Source organism: Streptomyces caeni, assembly GCF_042678285.1.
GTDB classification, from domain to species: domain Bacteria; phylum Actinomycetota; class Actinomycetes; order Streptomycetales; family Streptomycetaceae; genus Streptomyces; species Streptomyces caeni.
Genome location: NZ_JBHUDX010000053.1, coordinates 189,010 through 211,655 on the forward strand (window position 1 = coordinate 189,010; position 22,646 = coordinate 211,655).

The window sequence follows — 22,646 nt, forward strand, 5'->3', positions numbered from 1 at the left end:
CCCGCATGCCCACCTCGGCCCCCGCCAAGGCCACCGCCCCCCAGCAGCCGGGCACCCGGCCCGCCTCCGGCCCCCTCGACCGCTACTTCAGGATCTCCGAGCGCGGCAGCACGCTGTCGCGTGAGATCCGCGGCGGTTTCGCCACCTTCTTCGCGATGGCCTACATCATCGTGCTGAACCCGATCATCCTCGGCAGCGCGAAGGACATGTACGGGCATCACCTCGACCACGGTCAGCTGGTCACCGCGACCGCCGTGACCGCCGCCTTCACCACCCTGCTCATGGGCGTGGTCGGCAACGTCCCGATCGCCCTCGCCGCCGGTCTCGGCGTGAACACGGTCGTCGCCCTGCAGCTCGCCCCGCGCATGTCGTGGCCGGACGCGATGGGCATGGTGGTCCTCGCCGGCTTCGCGGTGATGCTGCTGGTCGCCACCGGTCTGCGCGAGCGCGTGATGAACGCCGTCCCGCTGGGCCTGCGCAAGGGCATCTCGATCGGCATCGGCCTGTTCATCATGCTGATCGGTCTGGTCGACTCCGGCTTCGTCACCCGTATCCCCGACGTCGCCCGGACCACGGTCCCGCTCCAGCTCGGCGCCGACGGCCATCTGACCGGCTGGCCGGTGCTGGTCTTCGTCCTCGGCACGCTGCTCACCTTCGCGCTGATCGTCCGCAAGGTGCCGGGCGCGATCCTGATCTCGATCGTCGCGATGACGGTCCTCGGACTGGTCCTGAACACCGTCGCGAAGATCCCCTCCTGGGGCCTGACCACCCCGAAGTGGCCCGGCAACCCGGTCGCCGGCCCCGACTTCGGCCTGATCGGCAAGGTCAGCCTGTTCGGCGGCTTCGACAAGGTCGGTGTGCTGACCGGGATCCTCTTCGTCTTCACCGTCCTGTTGTCGTGCTTCTTCGACGCGATGGGCACGATCATGGGCATCAGCGACGAGGCCCGGCTGACCGACGCCGAGGGCACCATGCCCGGCATCAACAAGGTCCTGTTCGTCGACGGCATCGCCGTGGCGGCGGGCGGCGCCAGTTCCTCCTCGGCCACCACCTGCTTCGTGGAGTCCACGGCGGGCGTCGGCGAGGGTGCCCGCACGGGCTTCGCGAACGTCGTCACCGGCGCCCTCTTCACGGCGGCCCTCTTCCTCACGCCGGTCGCCACGATGGTCCCGTCCCAGGCCGCCACCCCCGCCCTGGTCGCGGTCGGCTTCCTGATCCTGTCCAACTCCGTCAAGGAGATCGACTGGGCGGACCACACGATCGCGATCCCGGCCTTCGTGACGATGCTGATGATGCCGTTCACCTACTCGATCACGAACGGCATCGGCATGGGCTTCATCACCTTCGTGATCCTGCGCCTGGCCGCCGGGCGGGGCCGGGAGGTGCCGGTCCCGATGTACGTGGTGTCGGCGGTCTTCGCGTTCTACTACCTGATGCCGGCGCTGGGCCTGACCTGATCCGGCGGGGCGTGCCACCCCGGCGGAAGGGGGCGCCGGACCCGGGTGACCCCGTAGAACCTCTCCGTCTCCTCGACGGCGGCCTGGAACCGCTCGTCGGAGTCATCCCGAACGAGCGTCCGGACGACATGGTCCTGGACGCTCGTTCCCCTTTTCGCGGCGTGCCGCCGGAGCCGTTCGGGCGGCTTCCCTGTCCATCCGCACGCCGGGCACGCTGGTCCCCGTGCGTACGGGGGTCGCGGGACCCCGCCGGCCGGTGCGTCACGTTCCGCCACCGGATCACCCGTACGGGTGCGGTATGCCGTGCGGGGGAGCCCGGCGGTTGGTCTTTAGAGAAAGTAATGAGTTATCCTAAAGAGCATGGCTGATCTGAACCATGGCGACGACGCTGCCGCCGTGAACGCCCTCCGCTCTTCCGTGATGCGCCTGTCGCGCCGGCTCAAGCACCAGCGGGTCGACGAGTCGCTGAGCCCGACCGAGATGTCGGTGCTCGGCACCCTGGCCCGGTGTGGCTCCGCCACACCGGGGGAGCTCGCCCGCAAGGAGCACGTCCAGCCGCCCTCGATGACCCGCATCGTGGCGCTGCTGGAGAGCAAGGGCCTGGTCAGCCTCGAACCGCACCCCGAGGACCGGCGCCAGAAGGTGGTCACCCAGACCGAGCGGGCCGAGGCGATGCTCGAGGAGAGCCGTCGCAAGCGGAACGCATGGCTGGCCGGGCTCGTCGAGGGCCTGGACGAGGACGAGTGGGCGACACTGCGCGCCGCCGCCCCCGTGCTGGAGAAACTCGCGCACCTGTGACCGGGGCGCACCGTGACAGACGCGGCCCCACCCGCGTGCGTACGAAGCCGTCATCGCAAGGAGGCGAACCCCTTTGAGTACGGGAACCGGAGCAGCTTCCGCCCCCGCACCAGCCACCCACGACTCCCCGTCCACCGCCGAAACCCCCCTGGCCGACCGGACCCCCGCGGTCCCCCGCACCGCCACGGCCACCGAGAGCCCGGAGCCCGCCGAACCCGTCGAACCCGTCGAACGGGGCGGGCGCCGCACCTCCTCGATGTTCGCCTCCCTGCGCATCCGCAACTACCGGCTCTTCTTCATAGGCCAGGTCGTCTCCAACACCGGCACCTGGATGCAGCGCATCGCGCAGGACTGGCTGGTGCTGAGCCTGACCGGCTCCTCCACGGCCGTCGGTGTCACCACGGCGCTGCAGTTCCTGCCGATGCTGCTCTTCGGCCTGTACGGGGGCGTCCTCGTGGACCGCCTCCCCAAGCGTCCGGCCCTGCTGGTCACGCAGTCGGCGATGGGGGCGACGGGCCTCGTCCTCGCCTTCCTGACCCTCTCCGGCCACGTCCAGGTCTGGCACGTCTACCTCGCGGCCTTCGCCGTCGGACTCGCCACGGTCGTCGACAACCCGGCCCGTCAGACCTTCGTCGCCGAGATGGTCGGCCCCCGGCAGCTGCAGAACGCGGTCAGCCTGAACTCGGCGAACTTCCAGTCCGCCCGCCTGATCGGGCCCGCCGTGGCGGGCATCCTGATCACCGGCGTGGGCACCGGCTGGGCCTTCCTGCTCAACGGCCTGTCCTTCCTCGCCCCCATCGCCGGCCTGCTGCTGATGCGCGCCCGCGAGCTGCACAGTGTGGAACGCGCCCCCCGCGGCAGGGGACAGCTCCGCGAGGGACTGCGCCATGTCGCCGGGCAGCCGGAGCTGATCTGGCCGATCGTGCTGGTCGGGTTCATCGGCACCTTCGGCTTCAACTTCCCGGTCTGGCTGTCGGCGTACGCGGACCATGTCTTCCACGCGGGCGCCGGCGCCTACAGCCTCTTCAACACGCTGATGGCGGTCGGCTCGCTGACCGGGGCGCTGCTCGCCGCCCGCCGCGGCACCGCCCGGCTGCGCGTGCTGATCGCGGCGGCGGCCGCGTTCGGCACGCTGGAGGTGGTGGCGGCCGGGGCGCCCTCACTGTGGCTGTTCGCGCTGCTGATGGTCCCGATTGGGATCTTCGGCCTGACGGTGAACGTCACGGCGAACACGGCCGTCCAGATGGGCACGGACCCGGCGATGCGCGGCCGCGTCATGGCCCTGTTCATGATGGTCTTCATGGGCGGTACGCCGCTGGGGGCGCCCGTCGTCGGCTGGATCACGGACGTGTACGGTGCCCGGGCCGGCTTCGTCGTGGGCGGTGTGGTCTCCCTCGCGGCGGCCGCGACCGTCGGCCTGGTCCTCGCGCGGGCCGGTGGGCTGCGTCTGGCCGTGGGCTGGCACCACGGGCATCCGCGGGTGCGGTTCGTGCCCCGCGAGGGGGCGGAGACGGCGTCCGCCTGACCGCCGAGGGGGGCGCCTCCGGGGCGCGGTGCCCCCAGCGGCGCGGCCGCCGTGCGGCGTGATCCGTTCCCTGGAAGGGTGAGGTCATGAGGCTGTTCGCCGCGGTGCTGCCGCCCCCGGACGCGATCCGGGAACTCACCTCGGTCGTCCGAGGGTTGGAGGGACTGCCGGGGGCGCGGGGGCTGCGCTGGACCGAGCGCCCGGCCTGGCACTTCACGCTCGCGTTCTACGGGGAGGTGGCCGAGGACGTCGTACCGGACCTGTCGGAGCGGCTGGGGCGGGTGGTCCGGCGCACCCCGCCGTTCGCGCTGTCCCTGGGCGGGGGCGGGCACTTCGGGGGCCGGACGCTATGGGTGGGCGCCTCGGGGGACCTGCGGACGATGCGGCTGCTCGCGGACCGCGCGGAATCCGCGGCGCGCCGGGCGGGTGTGGAGATGGGCGAGCACCGCGGCTACCGTCCGCATCTGACGCTGGCCCGCAGCCGGGGGCACGCGGATCTGCGGCCGTATGTCACGGCGCTGCACGCGTTCGCGGGGCACGAGTGGACGGTGGGCGAGCTCGCCCTCGTCCGCAGCCTGCTGCCGCGGTCGGGGACACCGGGCGAGCAGCCGCGCTACGAGACGGTGGAGCGGTGGGGGCTGGGCACCGGGGCGCCCTGAGGTCCGGTTACGCTCGATGCGTGGACCCGAAGACCCGTAACCGGATCATGGCCGGTGTGCTTGTGCTGATGTTCGCGGTGGTGGCGCTGGCGGCGGCGGCCGGAAAGTAGACCGCCGCCGCACGGGGACGGTGTCCTACCAGGCGAACGCCTCGGGAGAGGGCCCGGTGCCCGGGAAGATCTCCTCCAGGCGCGCGAGGACCTCCTCCGTGAGCTCCAGGTCGACGGCCCGCAGTGCCGAGTCGAGCTGGCCGGCCGTGCGCGGGCCGACGATGGGACCGGTGACGCCGGGGCGGGTCAGCAGCCAGGCGAGGGCGGCCTCGCCGGGTTCGAGCCCGTGCTTGTCGAGCAGGTCCTCGTACGCCTGGATCTGCCCGCGCACGGTGGGGTTGGTGAGCGCGTCCGCGGTCCGGCCGCCCGCCCGGCGCCCGCCCTCGGCCTGCTTCCTGATGACACCGCCCAGCAGGCCGCCGTGCAGCGGCGACCACGGGATGACACCCAGGCCGTAGTCCTGCGCGGCCGGGAGGACCTCCATCTCGGCACGGCGCTCGAAGAGGTTGTAGAGGCACTGCTCGCTGACGAGCCCGTACGAGCCCCGCCGGGCGGCGGCCTCGTTGGCCTGGGCGATTTTGTACCCCGGGAAGTTGCTGGAGCCGGCGTAGAGGATCTTCCCCTGCTGCACCAGTACGTCCATGGCCTGCCAGATCTCGTCGAACGGAGTGCTCCGGTCGATGTGGTGGAACTGGTACAGGTCGATGCGGTCGGTCTGCAGCCGCTTGAGGCTGGCGTCGACCGCACGGCGGATGTTGAGGGCGGAGAGCTTGTCGTGGTTGGGCCAGGCGTCGCCGTCGGGGCCCATGTTGCCGTACACCTTGGTGGCGAGTACGACCTTGTCGCGCCGCTCGCCGCCCTTGGCGAACCAGTTTCCGATGATCTTCTCGGTGCGGCCCTTGTTCTCGCCCCAGCCGTACACGTTGGCGGTGTCGAAGAAGTTGATGCCCGCGTCGAGGGCCGCGTCCATGATCGCGTGGCTGTCGGCTTCCTCGGTCTGCGGTCCGAAGTTCATCGTGCCGAGGACGAGCCGGCTGACCTTGAGTCCTGTGCGTCCGAGCTGCGTGTACTTCATGTCCGCCTACCCAACGGTGTGGAGTGCCCTCTAGGCAAGGGAGTTCGGACGCAGGACGGCTCAGCCGCGGGGGAACCCGGCGGTGGCGAGGGTGAGGCCGACCATGGTGCCGGTGAGGTCCAGGTCCTCTCCGAAGGCGGTCTTCTTCGGGCCGCAGTCGTTGGCGGCGGTGCTCTTGGAGATCACCTCGGCGACGAACTCGACGTCCTCGTGGGGCCAGTGGCCGTCCTCCGTCTTGGCAGCGCCCTCGGCCATCAGCGTCACGGCGGTTGCGAATCCGTTGAGGTGCCCCGGGTAGTCGATGCGCACGTCGGACTTCAGGCGCTTCAGGGGTACGTCGTCCGCAACTGCTCGACGATGCTGAAGGTGACCTTCCAGTGGGTGTCCCGCTGCGGCGACATGCAGACGGCCCCCTCGACGATCTCGACTGTGTATCCCTCGGGGACGGGCATCTTCTCGAGCCGCTCGAACATCTCGTCGAGTTGGCGCGTGTTGTCGCTCTCGGCCATCGCGATCCTGTCGTCAAGGACGGTCGTCGTGGCGCTCCTCCCGGCCGCCCTCCGCACGAGTACGGCCGCGCGGTACAACGATACGCACAGTGACCTGGGCGCGCCCGAATCCGGTCAGCCCGTTCTGGCCGCGTACGGCTGTCCGAGTCCCCATCCCTGGTGCATCGCCTCGGCGAACGCCCCCGCGATCTTGTGCTCCCCGCTCGCGTTCGGGTGCGTGCCGTCGTAGGTGTCCCTGTGGATGTCGTACGCCGGCGGGGGCGACGCGAGCAGGAGCGCGGAGCGGGCCTCGTCGAGGTCCGCCACCGTCTTCTCCAGGAGTTCGTTGAAGTGTGTGACCTGGGCGGCGAACGAGGCGTCCTCCTCCGCGCGGACGTTCGGGATCACCGGGAGCAGGACCATGCGGACGCGCGGGTTCGCGGTCCGGGCCTGGGCCACGAAGCCGCGCACGTTCTCCGTCGTCTGCTCGGCGTTCGTGTAGAAGCCCAGGTCGATCAGGCCCAGCGACACGAGCAGCACGTCCGCCCGCGACTCCCGTACGGCCTCGGCGATCAGCGGCGCCATGTGCAGCCAGCCCTCGCCCCATCCCGCCAGATGAGCGCGGGGGAAGTCCGGCTCGGCGTACGCGTACGACGTCGGCTCGTCCGTCGCCTTGTCGTACAGCGTCTCGCGCGGGCCCACGATCCGGAACGGGCCCCCGTACGTCGTGCAGAGGTGTTGCCACAGCCGGTAGCGCCATGTGTGTTCGCCCGCGCTTCCGATCGTCATGGAGTCGCCTACGGGCATGAACCTGAGCATCCGCTCATCATGGACGATCACCGTGGGACGTATGGGGCGGGACGGTGTGAGGATCGACACGCCCGCACGGCCTCGGGCCGAGGCCCGGCACGCGCGGCAGGCACCGTGAACCGCCGTGCCGGATGGCACTCTTGGGGGCATGCGCCGATCGCTCGCGTTCCTCTCCGGGGCCCTTCTCATCGGTGCGCTGGCCACGCCGGCGCCCGCGTCCGCCGACGACGGCGGCTTCACCATCACGGACCCGCGGATCACCGAGTCCAGCGGACTCGCCGCCTCGCGCCTCCACCCGGGCATCTACTGGACGCACAACGACAGCGGCGACGGCCCGTACCTGTACGCCGTGGACGGCCGCACCGGCAAGACCGTCGCCACCCTCACCCTCAGCGGCATCGGCAGGCCCCGCGACGTCGAGGCCGTCTCCATCGGCCCCGGGAACCAGATCTACCTGGGCGACATCGGCGACAACCTCGGCGGCAGCTGGCCGTACGTGTGGATCTACAAGCTGCCCGAGCCGAAGGTGCTCAAGAGCCGGACGGTCCGGGCCACCCAGTACGTCGTCAAGTACTCCGACGGCCCCCGGGACGCCGAGTCCCTCGTGGTGCATCCCACCACCGGGCGCGTGTACATCATCGACAAGAAGGAGGACGGCGGGCACCTGTACGAGGGCCCGGCGAAGCTGTCGGCCACCGGGACGAACGTCTTCCGGCCCATCGCCGCCGTCGACCTGTGGGCCACCGACGCCGCCTTCTCGCCCGACGGCGGGCAACTCGCCGTACGCGGCTACTTCGGCGGCATCGCGTACGACTGGAACGGCGGGAGGATCAAGCGGCGGGCCCGGCTCGACGTGCCCCTGCAGGGCCAGGGCGAGTCGGTCACCTACACCGCCGACGGGTCGAGGCTGATGTACGGCAGCGAGGGCAAGGACAGCCCGGTGCAGTCCGGGAGTGTGCCCGGCCGCACGGAAGGCGGCGGTTCCGCCTCGCCTTCCGGACAGGGGGGCACGCGGACCGGGGGCGGGGGCGGCACCGCTCTGAACGCCGACTACAAGGTCGGCGGCCTGGCCCTCGCCGTCGGCCTGGCCCTCGTCCTCGGCGTCAAGCGACTGCTGCGCCGCGGTCCGCGCTAGGGGGTTCGAAAGTCCCGCACAGCACCCACGGCGCCCGGCACGCTCCCCCAGGCTCTTCGAGCAGGGGGCACCCCCACTCGCCGCACCGGCCGAAACCCCGAGTACGTCCAGTACGAGGGCTTTCGTCCAGCACGCCGAGAGCACGCACCGGACACCGCGGGCACCGCACAGGACTTCCGAAACACCCCCTAGGCGTTCTGTCTCGGGAGGTTGTGGACAGGTGAGGTGGACCGGCCTGGCCCGGCTCACGCACCTGGACCGGGCCACCGGCCGGGCCATACGCCGCTACGAACGCGACCGGCCGGGCGAGCTGGTGCATGCGGGCATCGAGAAGCTCGGCAACATCCCCGACGGCGGCGGCCACAAGGTCCTCGGCCGCCAAGCCGGCCGCCAAGCCGGCCGCAAGACCCGCTCGAACGCCGGCTACAGCTACCCGCACACCGCCGTCGACGACCACTCCCGCCTCGCCTGCAACGAGATCCACACGGACGAGAAGAAGGAGACCGCTACCGGCTTCTGGACCCGGGCCCAGGCGTTCTTCGCCCAGGCCGGGATCACCGTCGAGCGGCTACTGACCGACAACGGCTCCTGCTACCGCTCCCGCGACCGGCGAGACCTGCCGGCAGCGGCCAAGATCGCCCACAAGCGAACCCGCCCCTACCGGCCCCAGACCAACGGCAAGGTCGAACGCTTCAACCGCACCCTGCTCGACGAATGGGCCTATGCCCGCCCCTACCGCTTTGAACAGGAACGGCGCGATGCGTTCCCGCAATGGCTGCACACCTGCAATCACCACCGCGGACACACCGCGCTGAAGGGCCAACCACCCGCCAGCCGCGTTCCTGACCTCTCGGGGCAATACGAGTCTTGACCAGGAGACACGTTCCTGGACAACAACCATGATCACGAAGGCCTGCGGGCTACCGGCGTCAGGCCCACCCGCACCCCGACTTCCGCACACAGCGTGACCGGCAGGCCCGCCCGTCACCGCCGCACCCCCACCAAGGTCGAAGGCCCGAGGACAGTGGTGTTGACGCGCGTTGAGCGGTGTTGACGGACCGCTGAGCCGAAATGACGTTCTCCGGCGTGTTTCGTTGAGGATGGAATGCATACGTTGGCGGATGGTCGGGGGGCATTACCCGTGCGAAGCTATGGCCCGGGGAAGGAGTTGAGACGTTCAACATATGCCGACGATGATGGTTGACGGGGGAACAGCAGCATAGGTATCCACCGCGACTCCTGGACCAGGCGGGTCGTCGGGTCGTTGCCTTCGGTCATCAGGATTTCACGCAGCCGGGCCGACGCCTGCGAATCACGTCCCATCACGCGGGACGGATCTGCATCCTGGGGATCCGGAAAGTTCGGCGCGCGGAATATGGTCATCAGCTTTCGCACAGTGATTCACCGGTGAGGGCTGCCTGCAACGGAGGAAGTTCGTGTTCATCGCTCTACTCGGACCGGTCACGGTGAACGCCGACGGGCGACGCTATGGCATGGCGAACAAGGTCCGCAACATGCTGGCAGCGCTCGCCCTGGAGGCCGGGCGTGCTGTCTCCTATGAGGAGCTGGCCGACGAACTGTGGTCGGAGCAATCGCTCGGCAATACCCGCAACGCGCTGCAGGCCCACGCCACGCGGCTGCGCAAGGTCCTGGACACCGCTGTCGGGCAGTCAGGCCCGGCATCTCTGGTGCGCGCGGTGTGGGGCGGCTACGTCCTGGACGTGCAGCCGTCCTCGGTGGACAGCAACCGGTTCCTCGAACTGGCCACTCAGGGTTCTGAGGCGTTGTCGCGGGACCCGGAGCGCGCGCTCACCCTCTTCCAGGAGAGCCTGGCCCTGTGGCGTGGCCCTGCTCTGCTCAACGCCCGTGACGGATTCCGCTGCCGCGGAGCCGCGGCCCTGTTGGAGGAGCGCCGCCTGACGGTGTGGGAGGGCCTGGTGCGGGCCCGCATGCTGCTGGGCGACGAATCGCACGCCATCGCCGAGCTTCAGCAACTGGTCGCCCAGCATCCGCTGCGGGAGACCTTCTGCGACCTGCTGATGCTCGCCCTCTACCGCTCGGGACGGCAGGGCGACGCGCTGGAGCTGTTCCGCGTCACCCGTCGCCACCTGGTGGAGGAACTCGGAGTCCAGCCCGGGCTGTCGTTGCAGCGGCGCCACGCCGAGATCCTCAGCCACGACCCGGCGCTCACCTTGTCCAGCGCGGTGCGGCCCGGACCCGGGGAGCCCGCGGGGACCCGGTACTGACCACGTGGGCGCACCCGCCCCGGACCCCTCGCGTCGCCATCGGTGACAGCCGCCCGCGACACCCCGGCCCGACCTCGGCAGCGGCCCGTGCCGGGCGTGTCCGTCGCCGCTCGGCGGGCTGCGCGGCACGGTTTCCTGAACGCCCCTGCCCAGGCGCTGGTGTCACCAAGCGGGCGAGGACACCCGACCGCGCTTCCGCACCCCGCACATCCGCACCCACCGGCACACGACAGACTGGAGCGTCACACCATGCACGCTGCGTCCCGAACCGGGCCGAGCAACCCAGCGCCGGAGCCCGGGGAAGAGCCCCCGTCCGGTCCGCCGGGCGGACCGCGGCCGCCCGCGGATCCGATCGCCATCGTGGGGATCGGCGCCCTCTATCCCGGCATATCCGGCCCTGAGGCCCTGTGGCGCCTGCTGACGCAGACCGAGCTGTCGTGCGCGTGCCCCCCGGCTGGTCCCGACACCACCGCGCCGCCCGCCGCCGCTGCGGGCAACCGCTGCGGGCAACCGGTGCCGGTGCCCGGCTCGGCCGGATCGTCGGCCGTGCTCGACGACGTGCGGGTCGACGTCGCCCGCTTCGGCATACCGCCGGCCCAGGCGGCCTCGCTGGCGCGCATGCAGGTCCTGATGCTGGAGGCGGCCGGGCAGTGCCTGGCCGACGCCGGCTACGCGGACCGGCCGCTGCCCGGTGAGCACGCCGACGTCGTGGTCGGTACCTGCTACGGCCTCGACCGTCAGCACGCCAACGCGGCCCGGGTGGAGGGTGGCCGCTATGCGCACCGCCTCCAGCGCGCGGTGTCGGTTTCGCACGGCGGCAGCGGCCCGGCGGACCTCGCCGCGAGGGAGCTGCGCGGCCGCGTCCGCGAGCGGTTCGGCGCGTCGGCGCACGACCGCGTCGGGGAGATGGCGAGCACCATCCCGGCGCGCATCGCGTCCGCGTTCAAGCTTCGCGGGCGGACGCTGGCGGTCGAGTCGGCGGACGCGACGTCGTTCACGGCACTGGCCCACGCACTCGCCTGCCTGCGGTCGGGCGAATCGCGCAGTGCGCTCGTCGTCACCGGGCAGCGGCCCGAGGGCGACCTGCTGACCCGGGCGCTGGCCGCGAAGGGCCTGATCGCCGCGGGCACGCATCCCTTCGAGGCGGACGGGGACGGGTTCACGCTCGCCGCGGGAGTCGGCGCGCTGCTGCTGAAGACGCTGCCCGAGGCCGAGGCCGACGGCGACCGGATCTACGCCGTGATCCGCGACTGCTCGCTGGCCCACAGCGCGGCGGGGGGCGCCCTGCGCTACCCGTTCGACGCGGAGGGGCGTCGCGACCTGGCGGCACGCTCGTACCGCTCGGCGTCCGTACCCGCTGGGGCCGTGCAGTACGTGGAGTGCGCGGGGTCGGGGATCGCGCGTGAGACGGAGGCCGAGATCGAGGCGCTGGCCGGGGTGTGCGACGGCGTGCGCGGGCCGCTGGCGATCGGCAGCGTCAAGGACCGCCTGGGTCACACATTCGCCAACTCCGGCCTGGCGGCCGTCTCCAAAGTCGCGCTCGCGCTCCATCACCGGACACTGCCCCCGCAGTGGTCACGGGAGAAGGCGCGGGCCCTGGACCTGACAGGGACGCCGTTCCGGATCCTGCGGACCGCACAGCCGTGGCCGGCCGCACCGGACGGTGCGCCGCGGCGCGCGGCGGTCCTCGGCTCGTCGGTGACCGGGGTGCTCGGCCACGTGGTCGTCGAGGAGTACCCCGGGCCGGCCGGCGGCGTTCCGGTGCGCCGGGAACCGCCAGGGGAGCCCGCCGCCGGGTCTCGGCCGCAGGCGCCGCGACGGGCGCCGCGGGTCGGCCCTGCCGAACCGATCGCGGTCATCGGCTACGGCGGGATGTTCGCCGATTCCCCGGGGGCGGACGCTTTCTGGCGGACGATGCTCTCCGGCCATGACCGCATAGCGCCGCTCCCCGCGGCGCTGTTCGACCGCGAGGCGTACTACTGCCCGGGCGAGTTGAGCGTGATGCACAGCTACACCGAGGTGGGGGCGCCGGTGCGCGTGCCGTCGGCACCGCCGCCGGGCACCCGCGTGATGCCGGAGCGGTTCGCGCAGATGGACGCCGCGCAGCGGGTCGGCCTGGCGGTGGCCGCGGAGACGCTGACCAGGTCCGGCGTGCGGGCCGCGCTCACCGGACCGGGGCTGGTGGCGATCGGCAGCAACCTGGGCCTGACCCGGGAGCGCGAGGCGGCGGCCCTGCTCAGCCTCGACGCGATCGAGGCGGACGCGGCGGGTCTGGAAGCGCTGTCCGGGCTGCCGGCCGAGGAACTGCGCGAGCTGCTGGCCTGCCTGCGGCGGACCTACCGGGACCCGGAGGATGTGCTGGCGCCCGGGTTCTTCGACGGCTCCCTGGCCAGCGGCACGGCGGCGGTCATCGCGGACGAGTTCGGTCTGGACGCGGTTCCGGTCGCGGTCGAGGCGGCGTGCGCGTCGTCGCTCGCGGCGATCGATCTGGCCGTGCAACAGCTGCGGTCCGGCACGGTCGGCTATGCCATCGCCGGTGGGGTTGAACTCCCTTGTACGGAACGGGACATGGTGCTGTGCTCCGCACTCGGCCTGCTGTCGCGCAACCGGATCACCCCGTTCGACGCGGCCGCCGACGGCTTCACCGCGGGCGACGGCTGCGCGCTGTTCCTCCTCAAGCGGTACGACGACGCGCTGCGCGACGGGGATCGGATCGCCTGCGTGCTGCGGGGCGTGGGCGCATCCAACGACGCCAAGTCGCTGATCGCGCCGGACACCGAGGGCCAGGCACGAGCGATCCGCCAGGCCTTCGGCCAGGTGGACTTCGGCCCGGCCGAGGTCGGCTACCTGGAGGCCCACGGCACCGGTACGCGGGTCGGGGATCGCGTGGAGATCGCCGCGGCGGCCCGCACGTACTCCGGCTCGGGACGGCAACGCCCGCTGGAGATCGGCTCCGCGAAGTCGTTCTTCGGGCACACATTCGCGGCTGCGGGTGCGGCGGGGCTGCTGCGCGCGCTCTACGCGCTGCGCACCGGGACCATCCCGCCCAACGCCAACCTGCGCGACCCGAACCCCGCGCTGGACCTGGCCGCTGTGCCGGCACACGTGGCCACCGAGGCTGCGCCGTGGCCGGAGGAGGCGGGTCGGCCTCGCCGTGCCGGAGTCAGCTCCTTCGGCACCGGCGGCATCAACTACCACCTGCTGCTCGAGGAACACCGGGAAGGGGCCCGGGCGGCGGACGTATCCCTGGAAGCGAAGGAAGCGCGATGAACTTCGAATACGACACCGACACCGCGCAGATGCGGGACATGGTCGTGAACTTTGCCCGCCGCGACCTGTCGGGGCCGTGCGAGTGGGATGCTGCGGACTTCCGCCGACGCTGGCAGCTGGCCGGCAAGCAGGGCCTGGCCGGCGCCACCATCCCCGGCGAGTACGGCGGAAGCGGCCTGGGAGCCGTGGCGGCGGCCGCCATGATGGAGGCGCTCGGCGAGGGCTGCGCCGACACCGGGTTCGCCTTCTCGCTCGCGGCGCACCTTTTCGCGGCTGTCATGCCGATCGCCGACTTCGGCACCGAGGAGCAGCGTCACCGCTGGCTGCCGGGCCTGTGCTCCGGCGACCTGGTCGCGGCGCACGCCATCACCGAACCCGAGGCAGGATCGGACGCGTTGAGCCTGCAGACCCGGGCGGTGCGGCACGGCAACGGGTACGTCCTCGACGGTGAGAAGTGCTTTGTCACCAACGCTCCCGCGGCGGACATCTTCGTGGTGCAGGCGTGCACCGACCCCGACGCCGGTTACTTCGGACTGACCACGTTCGTGGTGGAGGCCGGGACCGCCGGGCTGAGCGTCGGCCCGCCGTACCCGAAGGTGGGGCTGCGCGGCTCGCCCACCGCCGACGTGCACTTCGACGGGTGCGTGGTCACCGAGGAGCAGGTGCTCGGGCGGCCGGGGGCCGGCGCCTCGGTGTTCTCGTCGTCGATGGCCTGGGAGCGGACCTGCCTGTTCGCCGTCTACCTGGGGGCGATGCGGCGGGTGATCGACGGAACGGTGGCGTACGTCAACGAGCGCGAGCAGTTCGGTGCGGCCGTCGGGTCGTTCCAGGCGGTGTCCCACCGAATCGTCGACATGACGCTGCGGCTGGAGTCGGCGCGCCTGATGCTATTCAGGGCCGCCTGGGGGCTGGACCGCGGTGACCGCGACGAGGTGGCCCCCGCGCTGGCCAAGCTCGCGGTGAGCGAGGCCGCGGTGCAGACGGGCCTGGACGCGGTGCAGTTGCACGGCGGCCTGGGTGTCGTGGACGGCCCGGCGGAGACGTTGCTGCGGGACGCGCTGCCGTCGCGCATCTTCTCCGGCACCAACGAGATCCAGCGCAACAACATCGCCCGCGCGCTCGGCCTGGGGGCGCGCCGCCGCCCGGTCCGGCGCGCCTGACGGGAGGACGCGGAAGCATGGAGACCATCGTTCACACCATCCGACTGCACCCGGGGACCGACCCGGAGGACTTCGAACGCTGGGTCCGCGAGGTCGACTACGCCACCTGCCCCGAACTGCCCAGCGTGCGGGGCTTCCACGTGTTCCGGATCAGCACCCGGGACGATGAGCCGGCGCACTACGCTGAGATCATCGAAGTCACCGACCATAAGGCGTTCGCCAGGGACATGGAGACCCCGGCGTTCGCCCGACTGGTCGCGGCCTTCGAACAGATGGCGGCGGTCCTGGACACGCTCGCCGGAGAGCGTGTGGGGGACGGTTACCGGGCCTGACGGGAGCTCGGTGGGCCGCCGGGCGGTGGGGCCGGTTATTGGGTGCGCACGAGTTGCCTCTCGATGGTGCCGATCAGGCCGGTCTCGTAGGCGAGCGCGATGGCCTGGGCCCGGCTGGCCGCACCGAGCTTCTTCAGCAGATGGTGGACGTGAGACCGGACGGTCGTCGGCGTGATCGACAGCTTCCTGGCTATCTCGGTGTTGGTGTATCCTTGGGTAAGCAAGAGGGTGACCTCCTTCTCCCGGAGGGTCAGGGTCTCGGAGGTTCGCACTGCCAGGGCGGACGATCCGCGGGCGGCGGCGATCTGGTCCAGGCCGTCGCGGGCCGCGAACGGCATGATGATGGCGTCCATCGCAATCACCGTCTGCAGGACCTGTAGCAGGTGCTCCGCGGAGCTCTCCACTGAGAGTACGGCGCGCACGCCCAGGGCGAGGGCCTCCAGGGAGCGATGGGTGTTCTCCCCCTTGGCCAGGAACACCACCTTCGACACGGCCGCGAATTGGGCGAGTTCCTCCTTGTTGTCGACGGTCAGGGTCGGGGATATGACGATCACGGCTGCCTGGGGCTCGCGCCGCGCCAGGGACAGCGCCTGGGCGGTGGAGGACTCCACACGTACGCGGATGCCTTCCTGGCGTTCCAGCAAAGCCTGTACCCCCATCGACATGATGGAGTTCTTGCAGCAGACGAGTACACCTTTGCCGTGGCTGCGATCGCCCCTGCCGGCGCCTGCGCTGGAACTGGTCGTACCGCTTGTTTCGGCGGGCCCGGTCAGGCTCCTGCATACAACACTCGATGATCCGTGCGGCATCGCGTCCTCCTCGTCGCCGTAGCACCTGATGGCGTACAGCTCCCCCGTTCACTTTTCTGCTTGACGTCGAATCGAATCCCTTGACGGCAAGTCCGTCATATAATCAGGGATTATTGCTGCGTCTTGCCCTTTATTCGCTTTCGTTGATCGGCTGTTCGCTTTCTCGACGGTCGTAGTACCGGCCGTCGTGACGGTGGTCAGTCACTTGTCAGCGATCGGTCAGCCCGTCCGGGGAGACTGGCCCTGCTGTGGGCGGACCGCTGAACACCCACGGCACGTGCGGGGAGCGGCGCGGACCCGTCATCTGACCGGACAGGCAACGCAACGAGCGTTCGAGCTGCGAGGGCGTATGTTCATTGAAGTGCTGGGCCCGCTGCGCATTCGTTACGGCCAGCAGCGCGTCAACATTCCCGGAGAGAAACTCAGAGCCCTCATCGCGACGCTGGCCCTCAGCGCCGGAGAAGTGGTGTCGGGCGCCACTCTGTTCGACGAACTATGGGGGGAAACCCCACCGCGCACCGCGGCGAACACGCTGCATGGGCACATCGCCCGGCTGCGCCGCACGCTGGTGCAGCAGACCGGGGATCCGTCCGCCCAGGAACTCGTCCAGACATCGAGTGCCGGATACCGGCTGGAGATCGACCCCGAGAACGTGGACTCGATCCGCTTCACGCGCCTTGTGGAGTGCGTGGGGGCCACGGTCCACGACGACCCGCGGGGAGGCATCGCCCTGCTGGAGTCGGCGCTGCGCATGTGGCACGGCATGGCATTGTCGGATGTCGGGTCCGGCGTGACGTGCAGCACGGCCGCGGTGCGCCTGGAGGCGATGAAGGCCGTCGCCCGTGAGTTGCTCGTCGAGGCCAAGCTCGAACTGGGCCTGCACCAGCACGTCGTGCCGGAGCTGGAACAGCTGCTCACGCAGTACCCGCTGCGCGAGCGGTTCGGCGAGCAGCTGATGCTGGCGCTCTACCGCTCCGGCAGGCAGGCCGACGCGATCGGTGTCTACCACCAGGTGCGCCGCCGGCTGGACGACGACCTCGGCCTGGAGCCAGGGCCCGGGATGCGTGCCCGGCTCGCCGAGATCCTGCGGCAGGAGCCGAGCCTGCTCGGCTGACTCGCCCCTGACGCCGCGTGCGGCACCCCATGACGTCGGCTCGGCCGTCTGCGACGGCGGAGCCGACGTCGAGCATTCCCGGCCCGCACCGCAGGCTCGTATTAGTCGATCGACTAATTCACTCACGCGGCTTAACGTAGCGCCGATCCGCCGTGTTGTCACCTGCCGTCGCGCCGGCCCGGGTGTTGCGTCCCGGCGACTGCGGCGCCCGGTGGGGTGCCCTGCTCATGCCCCGATCCCGTTCTTGTCATGCCCCACACATGCGTCAACGTTGCTTGACTGGGCGGCTGGTGCCATCTGCCGATGCCGTGGAGAGGTTCGGGCAGATGTGTTGATCTGCAGGATCGTTGTGCTTGAAGATCGTTTCGCTGGTCCAGCGCGCCGTATGCAGTTCCACCGGCTCCCGCACGGGTACCGAGCCCGGGCCGGGCAGCACGGTGATCCAGACGGAGCGGATCGGATGTCTCCTTGCTGACGCCGTCGGCATCCGGGGTCGCGGTCACCACCGTGTACTCGACGACCCGCACCCGTGGTCCGTTTCCCGCGCGCACCGTTGAGGTGGGGGTAGGTGCCGTCCCGCAGTACCCGGTCCACCGGCAGGGCGAAGGAGTCCGAGGCCCGCCACAGGAGTTGGGTACCGGTGTCCGCAGCGGCCCGCCAGGGGCCGAAGGAGGGGAAGCCCCGGTCGGCCATCGGCCGCATCCCGGTGTGCAGGTGCACCGGCAGGCGCCAGGCCAGGGCCCGCTCGCCCACCGCGAAGGAGCCGGAGACCGCGCCGATCAACGCTTTGGTGCCGCACTCCAGACAGGGCCCTGGCCGAGCGACGTTGCGCGCCTGCGTCGGCACGCAGCGGCATGGCATCGTCATTGGGATTTCAGCGCGCTTTCAGGGGCGCTTGGGAACATCGGGGGAAGGAAATTGGCCCATGAAACCTGAAATGCGAAAAGGTGGGAGCGAAACGTGGGCGGGAAGCAGTCCTCTCTTGTGCAAGTACCGCACGGTCCCCATGGCGGCGCCGGAACCGGAGACCTGCTCACGTACCGTTCCTACGTGGGCGGGAAGCTGCTGGAAAGCGGGGAGTGGGTTTATTCACTGAGCGCCGACGCACTGCTCGACGACGTCTTCGCCAGCCTGCGCCTGAAACGCAATCTGGAACGCGGAAAGGTGTCACCCGACGATGTCGCGGGTGTCGTGATCGGCAGGGTCGCCAAGGCCGATCCCGAGACCGTGGAACTCGCCGTCAAGGTCGCCGCCGAGGCTGTGCCCGCATGGAGCGCCGTCCCCCTGCACGTCCGCCTCGACACGTTCGCCGAGCGGCTGCACGCCCGCCTCGCCGACCATGCCCAGGACGTGGTCGACATCCTGGTCGCCGAAGGCAACCCGCTGCCGCTCGCGCAGTGGCAGGTCTCCGGAATGCTGGAAGTCTTCGATCCGGAGTCCGTCGCCTTCTACCGCACCCAGATGCTGCGGGAGTTCGAACGCCGTGAGCGACGCCTGCAGGTGCGCCGCCAGGCCGATGGCGTGGTCTGCCTCAACCCCCCGCAGAACGCCCCGTTGGCCAGCGCGTTCATGGGGGTGGCGGCGATCATGGCCGGCAACGCGCTGGTCGTGCGGGCGCCGCGCAGCGGCCCGCTGGGCGTGATGTATGTCCTGCAGGACATCGTGGCCCCGGTGCTCGACGAACTCGGCGCGCCGCCCGGGGTGCTGGGCGCCGTCTGCGGCGACCCGGCCCCGATGCTCAACGCCTGGCTGGACAACCCGCTCGTCGACGACATCGTCTACTTCGGCAGCAGCGAGAACGGTGTCGCGTTCGAACAGCGCTGCGTCGGGGCCGGCAAGAAGCCGATCCTCGAACTGGCCGGCAACGACGTCGTCACCGTGTGGAAGGACGCCGACACCGAGCTGGCCGCCGAGGCGTTGATCGAGGGCTTCTACGGCTCGGGCCAGCTGTGTATGGTCCCGAACCAGGTGCTGGTCCACCCCGAGGCGGCGCCCGGTCTGCTGGAGCACCTGGCCCGCGAGATCGCCACCGTACGGCCGGGTCGGCCCAGCGACCCGGGGGTGCTGCTGACCCCTGTCCTGCGCAACGAGAAGTTCTTCACCTGCCTCGACGACGCCCTCGCCAAGGGCGCCCGCCTCCTGCACGGCGGCCACGCGATGCAGATGGACGGCACCCGGCACCCGCACGGGATCTTCCTGGAACCGACCGTGCTGCTCGTCGAAGGCCTCGCCGGCGCCCGCGAGATCGACGCCGTCGCCCACGAGACCTTCTTCCCGCTGCTGCCGGTCATCGTGGCGGAGCCCGCGTCCGACGACGACCTGCTGGAGCAGTTCATCGCCTTCGTGGAGTCCAACGAGTACGGCCTGCGCAACTCCCTGTGGGCCGAGGACCCGGCGGTCGTCCGGCGTTTCACCGCCCGCATCCGCGGCGGCGGCCTGCTGAAGGTCAACGACTCGCACATCGGCTTCCTCGCCTGCCTGCCCACCCACGGCGGCACCGGCCTGACCGGTGGCGTGTTCGGCGAGGCCAACTACTTCATGCTGCGCACCTCGCACATCCAGGGAGTGAGCGTGAGTACCGGCTCCCGGCCCCGCGACGCCGTCTTCGGCGCCTGGAAGGCCCTCGACACCCGCGGTCGCTGACCGCCTACTGCCGGCCGCGGCCGACGGGGAGGACACCATGACATCCACCACGATCCGGGCGGAGGACGCCCGGGCGCACGACCCGGACGAGCTGATCAGGCTCTACCGGACCCGCATGAACAAAGGGCGGGCGACCCTCGGCGAGCTGTTCGGCCGCCACGTCGAGGTCGCGTCCGAAGGAGCCTGGCTCACCGGCGCGGACGGCAAGACCTTCCTCAACTGCGGTGGCTACGGGGTGTTCCTGATGGGAGCCCGGCATCCCACCGTGGTGCGGCACGTCACCGAGCAACTCGGCCGGCATCCCGTCGCCATCCGCCTGTTCCTGGAGCCGCAGGCCGCGCTGGCCGCCGATGAGCTGATCGCCCGGGTCCCGGCCGGACTGGACCGCGTGCACTGGGCCAACGGCGGTGCCGAGGTGGTCGAGGCGGCCATCAAACTCGCCCGGACCCAGGGCAAGGACCGCCTGGTGGCGGCCACGAACGGCTACCACGGCAAGACCATGGGAGCCCTCAGCCTCACCGGCAAGGACGTCTTCCAGGACCCTTTCCGGCCGCTGCTGCCCGGCGTCGACCACGTCCCGTACGGCGACGCCGGTGCGCTGGAGGATCTCCTGCGTACCATGCCGGGGCGGGGCTGCGTGATCCTGGAGCCCGTACAGGGCGAAGCGGGCGTGGTCGTCCCGCCCGACGGCTACCTGCGCGACGTCCGCCGGCTGTGCGACACCTACGACGCGCTGTTCGTGCTGGACGAGATCCAGACCGGTCTCGGCCGGCTGGGCAGCTGGTGGGGCGCCGACCAGGCAGGCGTGGTCCCCGACATCCTGCTGTCGGGCAAGGGCCTGGGCGGTGGCGTGCTGCCCGTGTCGGCGGTGATCGCCAAGCGCTCGGTGTTCTCCGTCTTCGACAAGGACCCCTACCTGCACACCTCGACGTTCTCCGGCTCGCCGCTGGCGATGGCCGCGGTGCGCGGCGCGCTGGCCGCGCTGGAGGAGGACAACCTGGTGACCCGGGCGGAGGCGCTGGGCGAGACGATCCTCACCGAGGTCGGCCGGATCGCCCGCGAGCACCTGGGGCCGCTGGTCCGCGAGGTGCGCGGACGCGGCCTGCTGATCGGCATCGAGTTCACCGAGCCAGGCCTGGCCGGCGAACTGCTGGTGGAACTCATCGAGCAGGGCGTCATCGCCAACCACGCCCTCAACTCGCACATGGTGCTGCGCTTCACCCCGCCGGCCGTGCTCACGCCGACGGATGTGGAGTACCTGTGCGAGCGCTTCGACCGCGCCTGCCGTCTGCAGGCGGCACAGTACATCCCGATGTGCGGAGGTGGTACCGCCCATGCGTAACGTGCACGTGACGCTGGACCTGCCCGACGCGGCGCCCGATGCGGTGTTCGACGCGGTGCGCCGGTTCGCCGACTACCCGTCGCTCGCCCCCGACGTGCGGGCGGTCACCGCCCGGGAGGACTCCAGTGACTGGGAGGTGTACTTCCGCAACGGGATCCTGCGCTGGACCGAGGACGATACCTTCGACCGCGAGGCGCTGACCATCACCTTCGTGCAGGACGACGGCGACTTCGACGACTTCCACGGCGCCTGGCGCATCACCCCCGGCGATGGGGGCGGAAGCCGCGTGGACTTCGACGCCACGTTCGACTTCGGCATCCCCAGCCTGGTCGGCATCCTCGATCCGGTCGCCGAACGCGTCATCAAGGAGGCCATCGCCCTGGTCGTCCTGGGTCTGTTCCCGGGCGCGGCGGTCGTCGGCGACGACAGACTCACCCTCGCCCTCGCAGCCCTGGCGGGCTGACGGCAGGCCAGGGACCGGGGCGGCGACTCTGCCGCTCAATGCGGCTCAGCGACAGAGACCGGCCGGGAAGGCCGCAACCAACCGCCGCATCGCCGCAGGTCGTGATCCGCGCGGCGGAGAAATCCCGGAATTGGGCAACAGAGTCGTCGACGTCACCAAAGTCGCCGGCGGCACGGACCGCGGGCGGGAGCGCCCGCCCGTGTCCCCAGGAGAAGGGAAGTGGGAGATGGCGCCGGACCAGCGACACCGGACACCGGCGGCTGTGGTGTGCGGACTCGGCGGATTCCTGCCCCCGCAGGTGATCACCAATGACGACCTCGGCCGCGTACTGGACACCTCGGACACGTGGATCCGCAGCCGCACCGGCATCCTGCGGCGGCACCGCGCCGAACCGGGCACCGCGACCTCCGACCTGGCGGTCGAGGCCGGGCGGCGGGCGCTGAAGTCCGCGGGCAGGGACGGCGAGGACGCGGTGGACGCGGTCATCGTGGCGACGACGACCCCCGACCGGATCTGCCCGGCCACCGCCCCCGCGGTCGCCTGGCGGCTGGGACTCGGTACGGTCCCGGCCTTCGACGTCGGGGCGGTGTGCAGCGGCTTCCTGTATGCGCTGGTCACCGCCCGCAGCTTGCTGGCGTCGGGGGCGGCCCGGAGCGTTCTGGTGATCGGCGCCGAGACCTACTCGGCCATTCTCGACCCGGGTGACCGCTCGACCTTGGCCATCTTCGGCGACGGTGCGGGCGCCGTGGTGGTGCGCGCCGGAACTCCGGACGAGCCCGGTGCGATCGGGCCCGCCGTACTGGCCAGCGACGGCAGCGGCAGTGACCTGATCAGCGTCCCGTCCGGCGGGTCCCGTGACCCGTTCCGGGCCGCGACGGGGGACCGCGCCGACCCGTACTTCCGCATGCAGGGCAAGCAGGTCTTCCGGCAGGCGGTGGAGCGCATGTCGGAGTGTTCTCGGCAGGTCGCCGAACGCTCGGGCTGGCCGGTCGAGGAGGTGGACGTGCTCGTCGCCCACCAGGCCAACCTGCGGATCCTGCAGGCCGTCGCCGACCGGATCGGTATGCCCCGGGAACGCTGCCACGTGCACCTGGACCGGGTCGGCAACACGGCGGCCGCCTCCATCCCGCTGGCTCTCGCCGACGCCGCCGGCGAGGTGCTGCGCCCCGGCCACCGCGTGGTGCTCACCGCTTTCGGCGGCGGCCTCACCTGGGGCGCGATCGCTCTGACCTGGCCGGACGTGAGCCCCGCATGATGGTTCAGCGCCGCG

General features: G+C 70.9%; 17 protein-coding genes and 2 pseudogenes. 15 read left to right on the forward strand and 4 right to left on the reverse strand.

Going from position 1 to position 22,646, the window contains the following annotated elements:
* The first annotated feature begins 5 nt into the window (after nucleotides 1–5).
* The 4 genes from ACFSL4_RS20280 (at nucleotide 6) to thpR (ending at nucleotide 4,439) form a co-directional block, all read left to right on the forward strand.
* On the forward strand, nucleotides 6–1,457 hold the full coding sequence (locus tag ACFSL4_RS20280) for an NCS2 family permease (protein ID WP_381084608.1): 1,452 nt from the start codon (nucleotides 6–8) through the stop codon (nucleotides 1,455–1,457).
* Between the two features lie 360 nt (nucleotides 1,458–1,817).
* On the forward strand, nucleotides 1,818–2,255 hold the full coding sequence (locus ACFSL4_RS20285) for a MarR family winged helix-turn-helix transcriptional regulator (RefSeq protein ID WP_381084611.1): 438 nt from the start codon (nucleotides 1,818–1,820) through the stop codon (nucleotides 2,253–2,255).
* Between the two features lie 73 nt (nucleotides 2,256–2,328).
* Nucleotides 2,329–3,780: an MFS transporter gene (locus tag ACFSL4_RS20290; protein WP_381084614.1), complete on the forward strand. Its 1,452-nt coding sequence runs from the start codon at nucleotides 2,329–2,331 to the stop codon at nucleotides 3,778–3,780.
* 86 nt (nucleotides 3,781–3,866) lie between these two features.
* Complete coding sequence (thpR, locus tag ACFSL4_RS20295; protein WP_381084617.1) at nucleotides 3,867–4,439, forward strand: RNA 2',3'-cyclic phosphodiesterase; 573 nt, start codon at nucleotides 3,867–3,869, stop codon at nucleotides 4,437–4,439.
* 135 nt (nucleotides 4,440–4,574) lie between these two features.
* On the opposite strand, the gene ACFSL4_RS20300 is transcribed toward thpR, so the two are convergent.
* From ACFSL4_RS20300 to ACFSL4_RS20310, 3 genes and pseudogenes are all read right to left on the reverse strand, one after another.
* Complete coding sequence (locus ACFSL4_RS20300) at nucleotides 4,575–5,564, reverse strand: aldo/keto reductase (protein WP_381084619.1); 990 nt, start codon at nucleotides 5,562–5,564, stop codon at nucleotides 4,575–4,577.
* 60 nt (nucleotides 5,565–5,624) lie between these two features.
* Nucleotides 5,625–6,073: pseudogene (locus ACFSL4_RS20305) on the reverse strand (Uma2 family endonuclease).
* A 114-nt stretch (nucleotides 6,074–6,187) separates the two neighbouring features.
* A complete protein-coding gene (locus ACFSL4_RS20310; RefSeq protein ID WP_381084622.1) occupies nucleotides 6,188–6,871 on the reverse strand; it encodes an SGNH/GDSL hydrolase family protein in 684 nt (227 codons plus the stop codon).
* Nucleotides 6,872–7,010: 139 nt separating this feature from the next.
* Between ACFSL4_RS20310 and ACFSL4_RS20315 the strand changes: the two genes are divergently transcribed.
* The 6 genes and pseudogenes from ACFSL4_RS20315 (at nucleotide 7,011) to ACFSL4_RS20340 (ending at nucleotide 15,005) form a co-directional block, all read left to right on the forward strand.
* Entirely contained in the window at nucleotides 7,011–7,997 is a 987-nt protein-coding gene (locus tag ACFSL4_RS20315) for a WD40 repeat domain-containing protein (protein WP_381084625.1), read from the forward strand.
* A gap of 235 nt (nucleotides 7,998–8,232) precedes the next feature.
* A pseudogene (locus ACFSL4_RS20320) lies at nucleotides 8,233–8,868 on the forward strand (integrase core domain-containing protein); the annotation flags it as partial.
* A 565-nt stretch (nucleotides 8,869–9,433) separates the two neighbouring features.
* A complete protein-coding gene (locus ACFSL4_RS20325; protein WP_381084628.1) occupies nucleotides 9,434–10,243 on the forward strand; it encodes an AfsR/SARP family transcriptional regulator in 810 nt (269 codons plus the stop codon).
* A gap of 249 nt (nucleotides 10,244–10,492) precedes the next feature.
* Nucleotides 10,493–13,513 (forward strand): beta-ketoacyl [acyl carrier protein] synthase domain-containing protein, encoded by a 3,021-nt coding sequence (locus tag ACFSL4_RS20330; protein WP_381084631.1) that lies wholly within the window; start codon nucleotides 10,493–10,495, stop codon nucleotides 13,511–13,513.
* Complete coding sequence (redW, locus tag ACFSL4_RS20335; RefSeq protein ID WP_381084633.1) at nucleotides 13,510–14,673, forward strand: L-prolyl-[peptidyl-carrier protein] dehydrogenase; 1,164 nt, start codon at nucleotides 13,510–13,512, stop codon at nucleotides 14,671–14,673. The genes ACFSL4_RS20330 and redW overlap by 4 nt, the downstream gene beginning before the upstream one ends.
* 17 nt (nucleotides 14,674–14,690) lie before the next feature.
* Nucleotides 14,691–15,005 (forward strand): RedY protein, encoded by a 315-nt coding sequence (locus tag ACFSL4_RS20340; protein WP_381084636.1) that lies wholly within the window; start codon nucleotides 14,691–14,693, stop codon nucleotides 15,003–15,005.
* 35 nt (nucleotides 15,006–15,040) lie between these two features.
* On the opposite strand, the gene ACFSL4_RS20345 is transcribed toward ACFSL4_RS20340, so the two are convergent.
* Complete coding sequence (locus ACFSL4_RS20345) at nucleotides 15,041–15,670, reverse strand: response regulator transcription factor (protein ID WP_381084639.1); 630 nt, start codon at nucleotides 15,668–15,670, stop codon at nucleotides 15,041–15,043.
* 493 nt (nucleotides 15,671–16,163) lie between these two features.
* On the opposite strand from ACFSL4_RS20345, the gene ACFSL4_RS20350 reads away from it, so the two are divergent.
* From ACFSL4_RS20350 to ACFSL4_RS20370, 5 genes are all read left to right on the forward strand, one after another.
* Nucleotides 16,164–16,928 carry an AfsR/SARP family transcriptional regulator gene (locus ACFSL4_RS20350; protein WP_381084641.1) on the forward strand — a complete coding sequence of 255 codons (765 nt, stop codon included), beginning with the start codon at nucleotides 16,164–16,166 and terminating at the stop codon, nucleotides 16,926–16,928.
* Between the two features lie 1,050 nt (nucleotides 16,929–17,978).
* Nucleotides 17,979–19,571: an aldehyde dehydrogenase family protein gene (locus ACFSL4_RS20355; RefSeq protein ID WP_381084643.1), complete on the forward strand. Its 1,593-nt coding sequence runs from the start codon at nucleotides 17,979–17,981 to the stop codon at nucleotides 19,569–19,571.
* Nucleotides 19,572–19,608: 37 nt separating this feature from the next.
* Nucleotides 19,609–20,913, forward strand: coding sequence for an aspartate aminotransferase family protein (locus ACFSL4_RS20360; RefSeq protein ID WP_381084646.1), 1,305 nt, complete (start codon nucleotides 19,609–19,611; stop codon nucleotides 20,911–20,913).
* The gene (locus ACFSL4_RS20365) at nucleotides 20,906–21,376 is read left to right on the forward strand and encodes a type II toxin-antitoxin system RatA family toxin (protein WP_381084649.1); all 471 of its coding nucleotides are present in this window, start codon (nucleotides 20,906–20,908) and stop codon (nucleotides 21,374–21,376) included. Before ACFSL4_RS20360 ends, ACFSL4_RS20365 begins: the two co-directional genes overlap by 8 nt.
* A 226-nt stretch (nucleotides 21,377–21,602) precedes the next feature.
* Nucleotides 21,603–22,631 carry a beta-ketoacyl-ACP synthase III gene (locus ACFSL4_RS20370; protein WP_381084756.1) on the forward strand — a complete coding sequence of 343 codons (1,029 nt, stop codon included), beginning with the start codon at nucleotides 21,603–21,605 and terminating at the stop codon, nucleotides 22,629–22,631.
* The last annotated feature ends 15 nt before the right edge of the window (nucleotides 22,632–22,646 follow it).